At 25.6% G+C, this 18,389-nt stretch carries 20 protein-coding genes; all 20 read left to right on the top strand.

The annotated features are described in order from the left end of the window. The first annotated feature begins 475 nt into the window (after window positions 1-475). The 20 genes from O212_RS0100670 to O212_RS0100575 all read left to right on the top strand — a co-directional run bounded on the left by O212_RS0100670 (window position 476) and on the right by O212_RS0100575 (window position 18,369). On the top strand, window positions 476-1,807 hold the full coding sequence (locus O212_RS0100670) for a sugar ABC transporter substrate-binding protein (protein WP_024613249.1): 1,332 nt from the start codon (window positions 476-478) through the stop codon (window positions 1,805-1,807). Between the two features lie 70 nt (window positions 1,808-1,877). Then, complete coding sequence (locus tag O212_RS0100665) at window positions 1,878-2,789, top strand: sugar ABC transporter permease (RefSeq protein ID WP_035278899.1); 912 nt, start codon at window positions 1,878-1,880, stop codon at window positions 2,787-2,789. 20 nt (window positions 2,790-2,809) lie between these two features. Next, window positions 2,810-3,676, top strand: coding sequence for a carbohydrate ABC transporter permease (locus tag O212_RS0100660; RefSeq protein WP_024613248.1), 867 nt, complete (start codon window positions 2,810-2,812; stop codon window positions 3,674-3,676). 26 nt (window positions 3,677-3,702) lie between these two features. After that, window positions 3,703-4,665 (top strand): acetylxylan esterase, encoded by a 963-nt coding sequence (locus O212_RS0100655; protein WP_024613247.1) that lies wholly within the window; start codon window positions 3,703-3,705, stop codon window positions 4,663-4,665. 25 nt (window positions 4,666-4,690) lie between these two features. Then, window positions 4,691-5,800: a sn-glycerol-3-phosphate ABC transporter ATP-binding protein UgpC gene (ugpC, locus tag O212_RS0100650; protein WP_024613246.1), complete on the top strand. Its 1,110-nt coding sequence runs from the start codon at window positions 4,691-4,693 to the stop codon at window positions 5,798-5,800. Window positions 5,801-6,026: 226 nt separating this feature from the next. Next, entirely contained in the window at window positions 6,027-6,413 is a 387-nt protein-coding gene (locus tag O212_RS0100645; protein ID WP_024613245.1) for a hypothetical protein, read from the top strand. Between the two features lie 125 nt (window positions 6,414-6,538). Continuing rightward, window positions 6,539-7,153, top strand: a complete 615-nt coding sequence (locus tag O212_RS0100640) for an HAD family phosphatase (RefSeq protein WP_024613244.1) — start codon at window positions 6,539-6,541, stop codon at window positions 7,151-7,153. Window positions 7,154-7,275: 122 nt separating this feature from the next. Then, entirely contained in the window at window positions 7,276-7,422 is a 147-nt protein-coding gene (locus O212_RS16780) for a hypothetical protein (RefSeq protein ID WP_173391467.1), read from the top strand. A gap of 192 nt (window positions 7,423-7,614) precedes the next feature. Next, window positions 7,615-8,484 carry a methionyl aminopeptidase gene (locus tag O212_RS0100630; RefSeq protein ID WP_024613243.1) on the top strand — a complete coding sequence of 290 codons (870 nt, stop codon included), beginning with the start codon at window positions 7,615-7,617 and terminating at the stop codon, window positions 8,482-8,484. A 190-nt stretch (window positions 8,485-8,674) separates the two neighbouring features. Beyond that, the gene (locus tag O212_RS0100625) at window positions 8,675-10,348 is read left to right on the top strand and encodes an ATPase, T2SS/T4P/T4SS family (RefSeq protein WP_024613242.1); all 1,674 of its coding nucleotides are present in this window, start codon (window positions 8,675-8,677) and stop codon (window positions 10,346-10,348) included. A gap of 14 nt (window positions 10,349-10,362) precedes the next feature. After that, a complete protein-coding gene (locus O212_RS0100620; RefSeq protein WP_024613241.1) occupies window positions 10,363-11,574 on the top strand; it encodes a type II secretion system F family protein in 1,212 nt (403 codons plus the stop codon). 66 nt (window positions 11,575-11,640) lie between these two features. Next, the gene (locus O212_RS16995; RefSeq protein WP_024613240.1) at window positions 11,641-12,084 is read left to right on the top strand and encodes a type II secretion system protein; all 444 of its coding nucleotides are present in this window, start codon (window positions 11,641-11,643) and stop codon (window positions 12,082-12,084) included. Between the two features lie 84 nt (window positions 12,085-12,168). After that, window positions 12,169-12,660: a type II secretion system protein gene (locus O212_RS15820; RefSeq protein ID WP_024613239.1), complete on the top strand. Its 492-nt coding sequence runs from the start codon at window positions 12,169-12,171 to the stop codon at window positions 12,658-12,660. Window positions 12,661-12,679: 19 nt separating this feature from the next. Next, a complete protein-coding gene (locus O212_RS16885) occupies window positions 12,680-13,141 on the top strand; it encodes a prepilin-type N-terminal cleavage/methylation domain-containing protein (RefSeq protein WP_024613238.1) in 462 nt (153 codons plus the stop codon). A gap of 80 nt (window positions 13,142-13,221) precedes the next feature. Beyond that, a complete protein-coding gene (locus tag O212_RS0100600; protein WP_024613237.1) occupies window positions 13,222-13,974 on the top strand; it encodes an A24 family peptidase in 753 nt (250 codons plus the stop codon). A 10-nt stretch (window positions 13,975-13,984) separates the two neighbouring features. Next, window positions 13,985-15,034, top strand: a complete 1,050-nt coding sequence (gene pilM / locus O212_RS0100595) for a pilus assembly protein PilM (protein ID WP_024613236.1) — start codon at window positions 13,985-13,987, stop codon at window positions 15,032-15,034. A gap of 1 nt (window position 15,035) precedes the next feature. Further along, window positions 15,036-15,668 (top strand): PilN domain-containing protein, encoded by a 633-nt coding sequence (locus O212_RS0100590; RefSeq protein ID WP_024613235.1) that lies wholly within the window; start codon window positions 15,036-15,038, stop codon window positions 15,666-15,668. Continuing rightward, the gene (locus O212_RS0100585; protein ID WP_024613234.1) at window positions 15,655-16,428 is read left to right on the top strand and encodes a hypothetical protein; all 774 of its coding nucleotides are present in this window, start codon (window positions 15,655-15,657) and stop codon (window positions 16,426-16,428) included. Before O212_RS0100590 ends, O212_RS0100585 begins: the two co-directional genes overlap by 14 nt. After that, window positions 16,382-16,984, top strand: coding sequence for a prepilin-type N-terminal cleavage/methylation domain-containing protein (locus O212_RS0100580; RefSeq protein WP_024613233.1), 603 nt, complete (start codon window positions 16,382-16,384; stop codon window positions 16,982-16,984). The genes O212_RS0100585 and O212_RS0100580 overlap by 47 nt, the downstream gene beginning before the upstream one ends. A 23-nt stretch (window positions 16,985-17,007) precedes the next feature. Further along, window positions 17,008-18,369, top strand: coding sequence for a prepilin-type N-terminal cleavage/methylation domain-containing protein (locus tag O212_RS0100575; RefSeq protein WP_024613232.1), 1,362 nt, complete (start codon window positions 17,008-17,010; stop codon window positions 18,367-18,369). The last annotated feature ends 20 nt before the right edge of the window (window positions 18,370-18,389 follow it).

Here is an 18,389-nt window from a genome sequence, read left to right as displayed (position 1 = left end):
TACTAAATTATATTTATAAAAATAAAAAAATTAAACTTTATATATATTAATGAAAAATAAAAGTTAATTTTTTATAAACTTTAAATTATATTTTATATTATAACATTTAATGTAAAATATATTCGAAATTTTGGGAAAAATATTAAAAAATATATTTGTAAAAATATTGTAAAAATAGAAATAAAATGGTAATATTTAAATGTGAATGAAAATGTTTTCAAATATTTTTAAAAAATGAAAAAAATATTCATTTATAAAATAATATAAACATAATAATATTTTTGAGAAGAGTTTTAGATAAAATTTTAATATATAAATTATTAAAAAATAAAAAACAGTTCCTTAGATAAAGAACTACTTATAAATTATTAATAAGTAATGGTAGTTAAGAGTATTGAATTTTGTATATGTTAATTGTGCTATTTAATAAACATTAATATATGTTAATTAAATAAAAGATAGGGGGGATTTTATAATGAAAAAATTAAAGCTATTATCAACAGTACTTTTAACTACTCTTACTTTAGGTATATTTGCCGGATGTGGTGGAAGTAAGGATAATGCTGAAGCGAATGCAGGTAGTAGTAAGGGAGAACAAACTGAAATAACTTGGTGGGCATTTCCTAATTTTGAAACAAAAGATGGTGTTGTAGGTAAATATGAAGAAGAAATAGCAAAAGCTTTTATGGAGAAAAATCCAGATATAAAAGTGAATGTTGAAATGTTATCTTTTAATGGTGGAGGAGAAAAAATAAATGCAGCTATAGCTTCAAAATCAGCTCCTGATGTTTTATATGATGCACCAGGAAGAATAATTGATTATGCAAGAATAGGTGCTTTGGCTCCGGTAGATGACATGATTAAAGATTTAAATGGAGATGTATCAGAAGAAATATTACAAGGATGTAAACTAGACGATAAGTATTATATGTATCCATTTAATACTACTAATTTTATGATGGCAGCAAACAAGCAAATGTTTGAAGAAGCTGGAGTTTTAGATAAACTTCCACTTGATAAGAAAGATAGATTATGGACTGTTGAAGAATTTGAACAAGCTTTAAAAGCTATAAAGAAAGCTAAACCAGATGTAACTCCTTTAACTTTCTTTAGTAAAAGTACAGCGGGAGATCAAGGTACAAGAGCATTTGTTGCAAACCTTTATGGAGGAAGTGTTATGAATGAAGACCAAAGTTCATATACTTTTGATAATAAGGAAGCTATAAAGTCTATGGAATGGGTTAAGAAAGCTATAGATGAAGGATTAATAGCAAAGGGTTCAGAGGCTTTAGCTTCAAATGATTCAATTGATTTATATCTTCAACAAAAAGCAGCAATTACAATTCTTTATTCAACTGGATTAGTTAAGAGTAATCAATCAAAAAAATCACAAGCATTTGATGATATATTATTACCAATACCAGCACCTAATGGAAAACTTGCTTTAGAATCACTTATAGGTGGATTATGTATATTCGATAATGGTGACGAAGCTAAAATAGCAGCTTCAAAGAAATTTATAGATTTCTTATGTAACGATAAAGAATGGCAAGAAAAGAATTTAAAAGCTACAGGAACATTTTCAGTTAGAGATTCTGTAAAAAATTTATATGATGATGAAGAAATGAAATTTGCAGAGTCAATGGGCAATTATACAGCTAAATATTATAATACTGTAAATGGTTTTGCAGAAATGAGAACACATTGGTTCCCAGCACTTCAAGAAATAACTTTAGGTCAAAAATCACCTGAAGAAGCTTTAAAAGATTTTAATAAAAAAGCAAATGAAACTCTTAACAAAAAATAATAATAATTAAATTTAGGGAGTGATAAAACACTCCCTTATCACTAAATGGTGAAAGTGAGGGATTTCTTAAGTGAGTGCAGAAGTAATTAAAAATAAAAAAGTTAAACATAGTAAGTTAGCAAAAAAAGAATGGATTGCTGCATATCTTTTCTTATTGCCAGCAGCTATCTTTTTTATAGGTTTCGTAATAATTCCTATGGTAGGTGGAATTGTAATGAGCTTCTTTGATTATAATCCAAAGAGTGCTACCTTTATAGGAATAGAAAATTATATAAATATATTTAAAGATGAAATATTTAGAAAATCATTATGGAATACTTTAGTTTTAGTAATAGGAAATGTTCCTATAGTAGTAATTTTTTCATTGTTTGTATCAATGACTATATTTAAAAAATCAGCAAAAATTAGATCATTTTTTAGAGGGGTTTTTTATTTACCAGCAATAGCATCAGTTGTTAGTATAACTGTTGTTTGGGGATGGATATTTCATCCTAATTACGGAATATTAAATCATATATTAAGCTGGTTTGGAATAGATCCACAAGTTTGGCTTGGCAATCCAAGTATAGCAAAATGGGCAATACTTATGGTTTTAGTTACTTTATCAGTTGGACAACCTATAGTTTTATATATGGCATCACTTGGTAATATACCTAAAGATTATTTGGAAGCAGCAGAAATAGATGGAGCTAATTCAAGTCAAGTTTTTAGAAATATAACATGGCCACTTTTAAAGCCAACAACTTTATATATTGTAATAATAACTACAATAAATTCATTCCAATGTTTCTCATTAATTCAGCTATTAACAGCTGGTGGGCCTAATTATGCAACTACAACAATTATGTATCAAGTTTATGAAAGATCATTTACTCTAGGCCAATATGGACTTGCATCATCAATGGGAGTAGTATTAGCAGTTATAGTTATGTCAATATCAATAATTCAATATAAATATTTAGGTTCAGATGTTGAGTATTAAAATTGGAGGTGATTTAAGTTATGTTTAGCAAAAAGAAAAAAGAAAAAGAAGTTTTATATGACTGGAGAAATCAATGGACTCCAAAAAATATAGTAGCTTTTATAATATTATGTTTATTTACAGTTATATTTATATTTCCATTTTATTGGATTATAACAGGTGCTTTTAAAGATCAAGGAGCAGCTATTTCTATACCACCACAATGGTTTCCAACAGATGCAACTTTTGCAAATTGGGCTAGTTTAGCAAAGCAACCTCTAGCTAGATGGACATTTAATAGTTTTTTTATCGCAATATCAACTACATTTTTAGTATGTTTAACTTCAGCGTTAGCTGGATATGTTTTGGCTAAAAAAAGATTTCCAGGAAGACAAATTGTATTTTGGTTATTAATAATAGCTATGGCGCTTCCAAAACAAGTTATAATGGTTCCTTTATTCAACATATTAACAAGTTTAGACTGGATTGATAGTTATAAGTCACTTATACTTCCAGCCGTAGGATGGCCATTTGGAATTTTCTTAATGAAGCAGTTTAGTGAAACAATACCTGGGGAACTTATAGAAGCATCAAAAATTGATGGATGTTCAGAATTAGGAATATTTAAAAATATAGTTATACCTATAGTTAAACCTGGGATAGGAGCTCTTGCAATATTTACATTTATAAGTTCATGGAATGATTATTTTATGCAATTAATTTTAATAAGAAGTAAAGATATGCAAACACTTCCTTTAGGAGTTGCAACAATGCAACTTGAATTTGCAACTGATTATGGACTTATGATGGCTGGTGCTGCACTTGCATCAATACCTATGATTGTAATATTTATAATATTCCAAAAATCATTTACTCAAGGTATAACAATTGGTGCTGTAAAAGGTTAATTTATTTAAAATGGAGGTTTGTAGTTATGCCAATGGTTGATATGCCTTTAGAAAAATTATATGAATATAATGGTATAAGTCCTAGACCAAGTGATATAGATGAGTTTTGGGATAATAATATAAAAAGTTTAGAAAATATTGATTTTAAAATAGAACTTATAGAAGCAGATTTTAAATGTCCTTTTGCGAAATGTTATCATTTATATTTTACATCTACTAATGGAGCAAGAATTCATTCGAAATTAATAAAGCCAAATAAAATAGAAGGTAAGATACCTGCTTTGTTAGAATTTCATGGATATCAAGGTGGGAGTTTTGATTGGGCTTCAAAGTTAGTTTATGCAGCAAATGGAATTTGTGTTGCAGCTTTAGATTGCAGAGGACAAGCAGGATTATCTCAAGATGTTGGAGGTACTTTAGGTATAACAGTTAAGGGGCATATAGTTAGGGGGCTTCAAGAAGGTAGAGATAAATTATTATATAAAGATATATTTTTAGATACAGCACTTTTAGCAAAGATAATTATGAATTTTGATTTTGTTGATGAAAATAGAGTTGGAACATTAGGAGGTTCTCAAGGTGGAGCATTGGCACTTGCTTGTGCTGCATTAGAACCTAAAATTAAAAAAGTATTTGCTTTTTATCCTTTTTTATGTGATTTCAAAAGAGTATGGGATATGGATCTTGGAGGAGAGGCTTATGATGAAATAAAAAGATATTTTAAGTTTATAGATCCATCACATGATACAGAAAAATTTGTATTTGATACATTAGGATATATAGATATACAAAATTTAGCTCATAGAATAAAGGCTGATGTTACTATGTTAACAGGGCTTATGGATGATATATGTCCACCATCAACTCAATTTGCAGCATATAACAAAATTAATTCAAATAAAAATATTATTGTGTTTCCTGAATGGGGACATGAATATATATCATATGGTTTATATGATAGAATTTACAATTGGTCAATGACAATATAATTTTATTAATTAGGGGGAGAGGTTTATGTCAGGGTTAGTATTAAAAGAAATTGAAAAGGTTTATGAAAATGGATTTAAGGCAGTTGATAATTTTAATTTAGAAATAGCAGATAGGGAGTTTATAGTTTTTGTTGGACCATCAGGATGTGGTAAATCAACAACTTTAAGAATGATTGCAGGACTTGAAGAAATAACAAGTGGAGAATTATATATTGATGATAAAGTAGTTAATGATGTTGCACCAAAGGATAGAGATATAGCTATGGTGTTCCAAAACTATGCATTATATCCACATATGACTGTATATGAAAATATGTCATTTGCATTAAAACTTAGAAAAATTCCAAAAGCGGAAATTGATAAAAAGGTACATGAAGCAGCTAGAATTCTAGATATAGAACATCTTTTAGATAGAAAACCAAAAGCATTATCAGGAGGACAAAGGCAAAGAGTTGCTATGGGAAGAGCTATAGTAAGACATCCAAAAGTATTCTTAATGGATGAGCCTTTATCAAATCTTGATGCTAAGCTTAGAGTTCAAATGAGAACAGAAATAGCAAAACTTTATAATGAATTAAATACTACATTTATATATGTAACGCATGATCAGACTGAAGCTATGACTCTTGGAACTAGAATTGTAGTTATGAAGGATGGATTAGTTCAACAAATAGCATCTCCAAAAGAAATTTATGATAATCCAAATAATTTATTTGTAGCATGTTTTATTGGTAGTCCGCAAATGAACATACTAAAAGGAAAGACTTACGAAAAGAATGGAAAAGTGTATTTGAATATGTTAGGAATTGATGTAGAGCTTTCAGAAGAAAAAGCAAATAAATTAAAAGAAACTAATAATTTAAATAAAGATGTTTTAGCTGGAATAAGACCAGAAAATATGAGTTGTAAAAATGAAGATTTAGAAAATTCCAAATCAATATTTAGTGGTGAGATTGAAGTATCAGAAAATTTAGGGGCAGAAACATTTTTATATGTAAAAGGTGAGGAAGGAAAAGCTATTGTAATAAAAACTGCTACTGCTGATAATATAAATACTAGAGGAAATGTTAAATTTACAATAGATTTAGATAAGCTTCATGTATTTGATAAAGAAAGCGAAAAAACAATATTTTAATAAAAAAGGTGATAACTAAAATAGTTAGTTATCATCTTTTTATTAAAAAATTATTTTAAATATTATAATTATTAAATTTAAATATAAAGTATTGGATTTATAAGCGTTAAAATATGATTGGAACTTTATTTTGATAGTATGAATACAATATATAAAGGTATGCAAAAGGAGAAGAAATATCTTTTAAAGTGTTCCTTTTATGCTATAAGAGAGTAGGTGTTTATTTATGGAAAGATTAGAAAGAATCTTTAAAGAAGCATCTCTTAGAGCCGTAATATTCTCAAAAAATAATTTAGGAATAAGACTAGATTTTTCAGAAGAGAGTTTAAGTTTATTAGATGATATACTAGAAGCTTTTCATAGAGCAAATGAAAATAATGATTTTGATAATGATAAACTTATAGATTTATCAATGGTATTTGGTGGATATCTTGGTGAAGTCATAAGTAAAAATATTGGAGGAGTATGGGAAGAAAGTGATAATAAAACAATATTTTTAGAAGTTAAAAATCAAAAGGTACTTCCATTAAATATAATATATAAAAGAATAAATATTGGGGAACGGGCATCGGTAAAGAGATGGTATTATAAATTTAAGGAGAAAACATGTTAAGAGAATTATTTATAGAAATAATCTAGCTAATGTAAATGTTTATATTAGCTAGATTATTTTTGTGTTGAATATTTTATTACATTATTTTACAATTAACTTAGGTGGAATAAAAAAGGGGGATTAATATGATAAAGAACATTATTTTTGACATTGGGAATGTTATATTAGAGTACAATCCCAAGGAGTATTTAAGTAAGAAAATTATAAATTCAGATTTAGTTCAAATAGTATTTAAAGAAATATTCGAAAGTAAAGAATGGGAGATGTTGGATAGGGGAGTGATAAGTGAGGAAGAAGCTATTAATAAAATAGTTAATAGAAATTCTGATATTGAATATTATATAAGAGGTGCATTTGATAATTGGTATGATCTTTTGGTACCAATAAAAGAAACAATAAAGGTTATAAAGGTATTAAAGCATGAAGGATATAATATATATTTTTTATCTAATTTTCATAGAATCTCTTTTGAAAAAATTAAAGAAAAGTATAATTTTTTAGATGATTTTAATGGAGGAATTGTTTCATTTAAAGAAAATTTAGTTAAACCAGAAGTAGATATTTATAAAAGATTATTAGAAGAATATAAAATAAAAGAAGAAGAAAGTATTTTTATTGATGATATGGAAGCAAATATAGATGCAGCGAAAGAGATTAATATTAATACAATATTATATAAAGATAATGATAGCTTAATTAAAGAGTTTGATAAGTATGGTATAAAAATAAATATAAGATAAATTTATTAAATGGATGAAATTTCCAATAAATTATTGTATAATGTAATAAAAGGTTTACATTAGAATATAATTATTTTATGGGGGAATAATACTTTCAAGTATTAAAAAAGGAGGGAATGTTTATGAATATTAATTCAGTACCAAATATTGATAGTTATGTAGCAAAGTATATGGATGAAAGAGGTTGTAGTTTTGAACAGGCCTGTGAGGAACTAGAATTAGATAAGGAAACAATCTTTACTCAAAATTATAGTAAAGAATTTGAATAAAGAAAAGGATGCAAAATAGCATCCTTTTTTATTGCTTAAAAAAATACATTCTAATATCATTAAAATAGTTTTGATAATATAAATAAGAATTTTAAATAGTTATGTGTAAAAGCTATTTTAATTTTGAAAAAAAATATACTAAAGGATATAATATAATACATAAGGAGTTAATTTTAGAAAAGAGGTAAAAATATGAAAATAAATAGAAATGACAACTGTTGGTGTGGTAGCGGTAAGAAATATAAAAAATGTCATGCTGAGTTTGATGAAAAGTATGAAACATTAAAAAGACAAGGATTTTTAATGCCACCTAGAGATATTATAAAAAATAAAGAGCAAATAGAAGGAATAAAAAGAAGCGCTAAAATAAATAATGAAATACTTGATTTAGTTGGAGAGCAAATAAAAGAAGGAATGAGCACAGCTGAAATAGATAAAATAGTTTACGATTATACAATAAGTCAAGGTGCAATTCCAGCTCCCCTTAATTATGGTGGATTCCCTAAAAGTGTTTGTACATCTATAAATGAAGAAGTATGTCATGGAATTCCAGATGAAAATATAATATTAAAATCAGGAGATATAATAAACGTAGATGTATCAACTATAAAAGATGGATATTTTTCAGATGCATCAAGAATGTATATGATAGGAGACGTATCTGAAGAAGCAAAAAGATTAGTTGAAGTTTCAAAGGAATGTTTAGAAAAAGGAATAGAAGCTGTTAAACCATGGGGATTTTTAGGTGATATAGGAGCGGCAGTTCAAGAACATGCTGAAAAGAATGGATATTCAGTAGTTAGAGAATTTGGAGGACATGGAGTAGGATTAAAATTCCATGAGGATCCTTTTGTAGCTCATGTAGGAACAAAAGGTGAAGGAATGGTTTTAGTACCAGGAATGACTTTTACAATAGAACCAATGATAAATGCAGGAGAGTATGAAGTATTTGTTGATGCAGATAATGATTGGACTGCAATAACAGAAGATGGTTCTTTATCTGCTCAGTGGGAACATATGATTTTAGTAACAGAAGATGGTATAGAAATACTAGCTCATTAAAATATAATAAATGAGTATTTAAATTAAGGTGGAAAATTTTGTTTTTCGCCTTTAAATTTTATATTAAGTAAATATTTATAAAATGTAAATATATAAGAAAAAACAATAAATTTTTATGATTTTATATTAGACATAAATAATAGATGTTGTATAATAAGCAATGAATATATACAAGATTTAAGGTGGTTAAATGAATAATAAAAAAAGACTTGGTGATCTTTTGGTAGAACTTGGTTACATATCAGAAAATCAAGTACAAGAAGCTATAAAAATTCAAAAGGCAACTGGTAAAAGATTAGGACGAATTTTTGTAGAACTTGGATATATAACAGAAGAAAGTTTACTAAATATATTAGAGTTACAACTTGGTATACCTAGAATAAATTTAGAACTTATAGATGTTGATATGAATGCAGTATCAACGATATCAGAAGGATTAGCTAAAAAATATAATCTTATACCTGTAAAGTTTAGGGATAATTATCTTGTTGTTGCAATGTCTGATCCTCTTAATATATTTGCTGAAGAAGATGTTGAATTATCATCTGGATATAAAATTGAAATCGGAATAGCAATGGAAGAAGAAATAACAGAAGCTATTGCTAAGTATTATTCAAAAGATTATATGAAAAAAGCAGAGGCAGAATTAAATGAAAAAGAAGAAGAAGAAATAAATGAACAAATTTCAATTGATGAAGATAATAAATCGCCATCTGTTAGACTTATAGATAGAATAATTGAAAATGCAATTAGAAATGATGTAAGTGATATACATATAGAACCACAGAAAAATAAGATAATAATAAGATATAGAATAGATGGAAAGCTTAGAAAACAATTTGAGGCCCCAAAAGAACCATTGAATTCAATGGTTACTAGAATAAAATTATTAAGTGGCATGGATATTGCAGAAAAAAGAATACCACAGGATGGAAAAATAATTATAAATCTTGATAAAAGAGATATAGATTTAAGAGTATCTATTTTACCATCAGTAAATGGAGAAAATTTAGTAATTAGAATATTAGATAAAAGGTCATTTGAATTTACTAAAGAAAATTTAGGACTAACTAAGGATGATATAAATTTAATTAATAAAATTATTTCAAATCCTTACGGAATGTTTTTAGTTACTGGTCCTACAGGGAGTGGTAAAACATCAACATTATATTCAATATTAAAAGATTTAAAAACAGAAGAAAATAATGTTATAACGTTAGAAGATCCAGTTGAATATACAATGGATGGAATAGTCCAAGTTAATGTGAATAATAAAGCTGGACTTACATTTAATTCAGGATTAAGAGCAATACTTAGACAAGACCCTGATGTTATAATGGTTGGAGAAATAAGAGATGAAGAAACTGCAACTATGGCTATAAGATCTGCAATAACAGGTCATAATGTTTTAAGTACATTGCATACTAATGATGCACCATCAGCTATTGTAAGACTTATGGATATGGAAGTTCCTTCGTACTTAATAGCATCTTCTTTAACTGGAGTAATAGCACAAAGATTAATGAGAAAATTGTGTAATAACTGTAAAAAAGAATATATTGCAAATGATTATGAAAAAGAGCTTTTAGGTATAGATGAAAATGAAGATTTAAAACTTTATAAGCCTGTTGGATGTATGAAGTGTTCTGGCACAGGCTATAAGGGAAGAATTGGAATATTTGAAATAATGGAAATAAATCAAAATATAAGAGAGCTTATAGCAAATAAAGCAAATTTTTATGAAATAAAGGATGCCGCTAAAAATAATGGAATGAAAACTTTATTTGAAAGTGGAGTAGAAATTGTGAAAAATGGTACAAGTAGTATGAATGAGTTAATGAGGATAACTTTAATAAAAGAATAAAGGAGTAAATAATTATGCCTTTATATAAATATGAAGCAAGAGATCTTAATGGCAAATTATTAAAGGGAAAAATTGAATTAAATAATATTGATGAATTAAGAAAAGTTTTAAAACAAAAAGGTTTCTTTTTAACTAAATATGATACAGGAAGGCAATCTTTAAATATAGACTTTGATATGTTAAAAAAAATACCAAAGAAAGATATTTCTATATTTTGTAGGGAAATGTATTTTGCATTATCATCTGGAATAACAATACTTCAAAGTTTGGATATAGTTAAAGTACAAGTAGAAAATAAAAAACTAAAAAATATTCTGAAAAATGTTTATGATGAAGTTGAAAAAGGGAAGATGTTATCAGAAGCTTTTAAAAAATATAAAGATTTACCAAACTTATTTATATATATGATAGAAGTTGGTGAAGAAACCGGAAAGATAGATGAAATAATGGGAAGTCTTGCAGATTATTATGATAGTCAATATAAGCAAGAAAAAAAAATAAAAAATGCACTTATATACCCTAAATTTTTATTTATATTTTCAATTTTTATAGTTTTATGTCTTGTTACTTTTGTAGTTCCTGTTTTTGTAAAAAATTTATTATCAGCAAATATAAATTTACCAATCCCAACACAAATAGTTGTTTGGATTAGTGATTTTATGAAAGCTAATTGGATTTACATAATTTTAGTAGTCTTTTTATTTTTAATAATTAAAAGAACTTTAATAGATAAAAGTAAAACTTATAAGATGTTTAGAGATAAATTTATAGTAAAATTTAAATTTATAAAAAATATGACTATGCAAATTTATACAGCAAGATTTGCTAAAACTTTTTCTATATTATTTGGTGGTGGAATAAGTGTAGTCAGGTGCATAGAAATATGTTCAGATGTTATAGGAAATGAATATTTAAAGAAAAAATTAATTGATAGTAAGGAATTAATAAATAATGGTTCTAGTATTGGAGAAAGTTTAGAAATTAGCAATACATTTCCAAAAATGCTTATTCAATCTATAAAAGTTGGTGAAGAATCAGGTACTGTTGAAGATATATTGGAGAAAGCTTCACAGTTTTATGATTCTGAAGCAAATTTTGCATTAGAAAAATTAACGAATTTAGTTGAACCGGTAATGATTGTAATATTAGCAATGTTGGTTGGATTTATTGTTATATCATTATTACTACCTATGTTCTCAATGTATGATACAGTTCAAATAACTTAAATTTTATAATCAGATATTAGGCTATAATAGCTTTATATAAAACAATATTCTAAGGAGGAATAAGTTATGAATAAACTTATGAAGAAAAAGAAAAAAGGATTTACACTTATTGAACTAATAGCAGTAATTGCAATATTAGCAATACTAGCAGTAATAGCAGTTCCAAGAGTAATATCATATGTAGAAAAATCAAAGAAAGTTGCAATACAAACAGAAGCAACAACAATATACAATGCAGCAGAAGCATCATATAACAATGGAACTTTAGATGGAGTAACTAGTTCAGATTCATTTAATAAAGCAACTGTCACAGCTGTTGTTGCAGACCTTGAAAAAGATAATTTATTAAATAGTGGAGATAAAGATGTTGCTAAATTAGGAACAGCTACAACTTTAAATGATTTAAAAGGTTTAATGAATGCAGATGTAAATGAAATAACTTATGATGCAAGTGGAAATTTAACAGGTACTTTTGATCAAAGTACAGGGGTTTATTCACCTGCTAAATAATATATTAAAGTTTAATTATATAAAATTAAAAGGCTGCCATATTGACAGCCTTTTAATGAATTATGTTTTAAAGTGAGTGATTTTATGAGGAAAAAAGGATTCACGCTAATTGAATTAATAGCAGTAATTGCAATACTTTTAGTGCTTGCAATGGTAGCAGTTCCAAGAGTAATACAATATGTAGAAAAATCAAAGAAGGTTGCAATACAAACAGAGGCAAAAAATTTATATGATGCAATAAACAGAGCATATAATTCAGGATTAATAAAGCCTAATAGAGATAATGTTTATGTTGAAAGAGATTCAAGTGGCAATCCAGTTAGTGAAGAAAGTGTTAAATTTGATAATATGGTAGTATTCGAAAATGGATATTGCCAAAATAATCAGCCAGCAATTATGGATATATTAGAAAAAGATAATATAATAAGCAAAGATATTGCAGAAAAAGATAAAGAGAGACTTGGAGCAGCTTATTATGTTGGATTTTTAAAGGAAGTAATTAATGCTGATCCTAATAAAATTGTATTAAATAAAGATGGAAGTTTAAATAATTGGTATGGAAATCCTATAAAATAATAAATAAGGTGGTTATCGGATGAAGAAAAAAGGATTTACACTTATTGAACTAATAGCAGTAATTGCAATACTTTCAGTGCTTGCAATAATAGCAGTTCCAAGAGTAATATCATACGTTGAAAAGTCAAAAATAGTTGCTATTAAAACAGAAGCTAAAGTCATATATAATGAAGCAGAAGCTGCATATAATGATGGATTATTAGTTCCAACAAAGGATAATATATATCCTCCAAGAGGTTTTGATTATAATAAGGATATTCCTAATTTTAAAGATATGGCACTTTTAAATTATAGTAATGATAAATCAAAAAAAGGTGTAATAGAAGTTCTTGAAGATAATAACCTTTTAACAAGTAAAGAAGAAGATATAACAAGCTTATTAGGAAAGGCTGCCACAATTCAATGGTTAGAAGATATAATAAATTGTGATTATAATAATATAAAGTTAGATGAAAAAGGTAATTTTGATGGATTTAAATAATATAAAGTGAAGATAATATTTTAAGAATTAAAAAAATGGACAATAATTAAAATATAAAAAATCACATAAAAGGAGTTTAAATGATAGGTTTAATATTTTTTATATTTGGATTAGTATTTGGTAGTTTCTTTAATGTTTGTATTTACAGAATACCAAGAGAAGAAAATATTGCATTCCCTCCATCACATTGTGCAAAATGTGGTAGAGAGCTTAAGGCATATGAACTTATACCAGTTATAAGTTGGATTATATTAAGAGGAAGATGTAAGGGGTGTAATGAAAAGATAAGTATTGTATATCCTTTAATTGAGTTAATTACAGCATTTATGTTTTCAATAATGTACTTAAATTTTGGATTAACTATAAATACATTTAAGTATATAGTTCTCTTTTCAATACTTATAATAGCTTCAAGTATTGATATAAAAACAAAAGAAGTTTATTTTAGTATATCTTTATTTGCATTTTTATTTGGAATAATATTTTCTATAATAGAAATTATAAATGGAAAGCCAATATTATTAGGAGTATTAAGTATACTAATACCACTTATTATAATAGGAATTATATATTTGATAGCAAGAAGATTTGATGGGTTTGGAGCTGGAGATTTAGAAGTATATCTTTTTATATCACTTTATTTAAGTCCTATATTAATGGGATTAACAATAATATTTTCAATAATTTTAGGTGGAATATTAGCTATATTTTTACTTTTAATTGGGAAGAGGAGAATGGAAATACCTTTTGTGCCATTTATCTCAGTAGGTACATTTGTTTCGGTATTATGGGGGATTGATATATTAAATGTATATTTAAATACATTTATATAGGAGGATAAGTATGTTTAAATTAGGAAATAAAAATAGTATTGTTTTAGCTATTAAAGATGAATTTATAGATATTTTAGTTGGAAATAAAAAAAAGGTGAAATTGTATGATTCTATACCAATAGAAGAAGGTATGTGTATCGAAGGAACAATAAAAGATGTAGTGGGATTATCAGAAATATTATTAAAATATTTTTTAGAGCATGATATAAATGAGGAAAAAATATCTTTTGTTATATTTGGAAGTGATGTTTTAACTAGACATATACAATTGCCAAGTATGAATAGTGAAAATTTAAGAGAAGCAGTTGAATATGAAGTTAAAGAATTAATTCAAAATAGCGAAGATTATTATATAGATTATGAAGTAATAGGAAAAGAAAATAGGAGAAGCAATCCAAAGTTAGATATATTAGTTGCTGCATGTATAAAAGATAAAGTTAATAGTTATGTAGAATTAAGTAAATCTTTAAATAAAAAATTAGATGTAATAGATGTATTAACTAATTCAATAAATAAAGTTTTATTAAATAGTACTATAGAATATAGAGATAAGTCAGTAGCTATATTTTATTTGGGATATAGTTTTAGTAGTGTTTTTATAACTAATAATGGTGTAATGAATTTAGAGAGAAACATTCCTTTTGGATTTCAAAATATTATAAGAGAATATAGAAAAAATAAATCTTTAGATGATACAGTTCCATATAAAAGCTATTCTAATAAAAATAAATTTAGAAAAGTAGAAATAAAATCTTTTGATTTAATGGATATATTTAATAAATATCCCAAAATAAAGGATTCAATAGATAATTTATTAGCTATAGTAGATAAAACTATTAAATTTTATAATTCGGGTAAAATTTATAATAAAGTTAGTAAAATTATTATATTATCAAGTTTAGAATTAAATAATACAGCTGTAAAATATGTGGAAAATTATTTTTCAATAAAAAGTAAATTAATAAGAAACACAGAAGATTTAGGTCTTGAAGTTAAAAATACAGATAAAGAGTTTGGAAGATACTTACCTCTTTATGGATTATTTTTAAGGAGAAATTAAAATGAAGAAACAATTAAATCTTAACCCCAAAAGTATAGAAAAATATAATAAGAAAGATATAGGAAAATTATTAATAGCGGTTTATTTAATACTTATGATTTTATTATTTATAAATGCAGGAGTTATATATTATAATAATAAATCTTTAGAAAAAAATAATGAACTTGTAAAATCGGAAATTAAAAATTATAAAGAAGCTGGTAGTAACTATAATAATATTTCTAATGATATAAAAAATAAAGAAGTGTTTATAAATAAAATGAAAAAAATAGATAAAGATGTATCTGCATGGGAGTATTTAGAGAATTTGAAAAAGTATTTTCCAAGCAATGTATTCTTAGAAGATATAACATTTAAAAAAGATGGCATTACTATGATAGGTACCGCAAATAGTGAAGATGAAGTAACTGTATTTTTGGCAAATCTTCAAATGAGCAAGCTATATAAAGATTCAAGAGTTATATCAATTGAGGATGTTGAAATTGCAGATAATAATAGTGGAATTATTGATGAAAGCAATAAAAATAATTCTAAAGATAAAGATAAAAAAGAAGAGGTTAAAAAGCCGAAGGTAGAGAAAAAGGTTAAGTTTACTATTTCAACAGAAGGAGTAAAAACATATGAAGAAAAGTAAAGGAGATAATAAGTTTATAAAATATTTAAAAGATTTAAAAAGAAAAGAGAAACTACTTCTATTTACTAGTATTTTAATATTTAGTTTTTTAATAGTAGAAGAATTAGTAATAAAACCTTTAAATAATAAAAATGAAAATTTGCAGTCTGAAATGGCAAAGCTTAATAATGAGAAAACAGAAGCATTATATGGAATAACAAAACAAGATGAGCTTAAGTTTAAGTTAGAGGATGTTACATATAATTATAATAAAATATTAAATAAGTTTCCAAAGACAGAAAGGCAAGCAGATATATTAAAAGATCTAACTATGATAGCAGGAGTAACTAATATAGAACTTATTGATATTAAGTTTGAAAAGAAGTATACAGTATTAAATTATAAGAACGATAATAATAATTCAAATAATAATATTAATATCAACAATGAAAGTGACTTAATAAATGGAAATAATAATTTAAATAATAATATTGATACTTCTAAGTTGAAAAAAGATGATGTTTTAATACATAGTGCTATATTAACGGTAAATGGAAAGTTTGGGGATATAGTTAATTTTATAAATAGAATAGAAAAAAATAAGAGAAAAATAAATATAAATAATCTTCATATAGAAGATATTAAATCAAATTATGATAAAAAATCAGATAACATACTTCAAGGAACGATTCAAATAGAATATTACAATTTAAACTATAAGGAGAATGAGAAGTATGATTTTAATAAGGGAACATACGGCAAGCAAAATTATTTTAAATAAAAAAAGGGGAATAAGTCTTGTTGAGATAGTTGCAGCATTGGCTATATTTACAGTGCTTTTTATTGGTGTTAGTGGACTTATAATAAGTGGAATTAAAAGTGAAAATTCAACAAATGATTCACTAAAAGCAACTAGCGTAGTTCAAGGAGTAAGGGATACTTTATATAATGAAAGTGGAGAATTTTTTAAAAAATATTTAGAAAATAAGAATGTTAGATTTGAAATAAATAATGTTTATTCAATTCAAGGTATGCTTACTGGAGATATTAAAGAAGGGATTATAAAGGCAACTGATAATACTTATATTTCGAAAAGTAGTAAAAATAATCCTATTAAATATATAGTTTACATTGATACAAATTCATTAGAAGAAGATAAAGGTTTATACTTTATAACATTATCAGTAATTACACTTAATAAATCACAATATTATTATGAAAATAATAGAAAAATACCAAATATTGGAGAGGTAAATTTAGAAACAAAAGGTGTACAAGTTGTAAGTGAACAATTGATAGTAAGACCTATAAATGAAGGGGATAGTACTAATAAATAAATTTTAGAAAAGAGGTTCTCTAAATGAAGAAAAAAGGAGTTACTTTAGTTGAATTAATAGCAGTTATGTCTATAATGACTGTAATTTTAGTTGCTATTTTTGGAATTTATTTAACGGGAATAAAGAGAGCTGAAAGTACCAAAACAAATGCAGATATTGAAAAAGAATATAGAAATTTTTATCAAATAATGAAGGAATCAATAAATGAAAATAGAAGTGATATTAAATTATTTTATAATAATGATACTTCACAGTGGTGGAATTTTTATGATGTAGGTAATAAAAATAATAAATTTATTAATGAATGTAAAAGTAATGGGTATGATGTACAAAAAGCATATTTAGCAATGAAAGATAAAGATGGTGTCAGTGATAATATTTTAATTTCCTTTGGGAATGGTAAAATAAGAACATTTTATATGATTAAAGTAAAAAAAGGAGATATAGAATATAAAGCTGCATCTAGTGATGATTCAAAAGGTGCTGTAAATATTAATGGAAATATATTAGCATATAGGAAAATATGTGATGATGTAACTAAATTTAAGGTTAAGGAAAATAATAGCGTTTATTATTTTTATTTACAATATACTAAAAATGGAATATCGAGAGACTATGATTTTTCTGTAAATAAAACTGATGAAAGAGTTGTAAGTGTTGGTAATGGTGAAGAACAAGAGGATAATAATAGTGAAGGTGATAATTCAGATGAGAATTTAGAAAACTTTTATAATGAAATTGGAAGTTTGACATTACTTAATAGAAATGGAAATATTATGCTGGATAGTTCGACACTTGAATTTTATTATAATTCATCTTATTACTTTAATGGAGTATTAAGTGGTGAGGAGTATAAGTTTCCTAGTAGATTTATTGGTTATAATAATGTATTTGGTAAATATAATTTAAAAAACTTAAATGAAAATAATAATGTAAAGCCAATAAAACTTGGATTTGCTAATGGAAGTTATACAAATAATAATAAAACAGTAGCAAGTATAATACAAGAAATGAAATCTAAAAATATTGATACTGTACTTATAAAGAAAAATGATAGTAAATATATTTATTATGATTATAGATATTGCAATGAACCAATAAGTAATTTTATTGGAGCGATAATGAAAGATAATAATGGATATATAGTTTTAATAAATGGAGATGTATATTTACAAGGAAATGTTGCTAATGATCTTTTAGTTTATTCAACAGGTAATATAATAATAAATAACTATAATCAATACTACAAAGATGTAACATTAAAAAGATGTAGTTTAGTTAGTTGTAAAAATATACAGTTACTAATGTGTTACGTAACAATGGAAGGTCAATATAAAGTTACTGATAATACAAAAAATTTAATTGAACAGTTTTTAAAAAAATAAATTAACTTTTACTAAAGAGA

It is taken from the genome of Clostridium sp. Ade.TY, assembly GCF_000498355.1.
GTDB lineage: Bacteria > Bacillota > Clostridia > Clostridiales > Clostridiaceae > Clostridium.
This window is presented reverse-complemented; position numbering and strand designations above follow the sequence as displayed.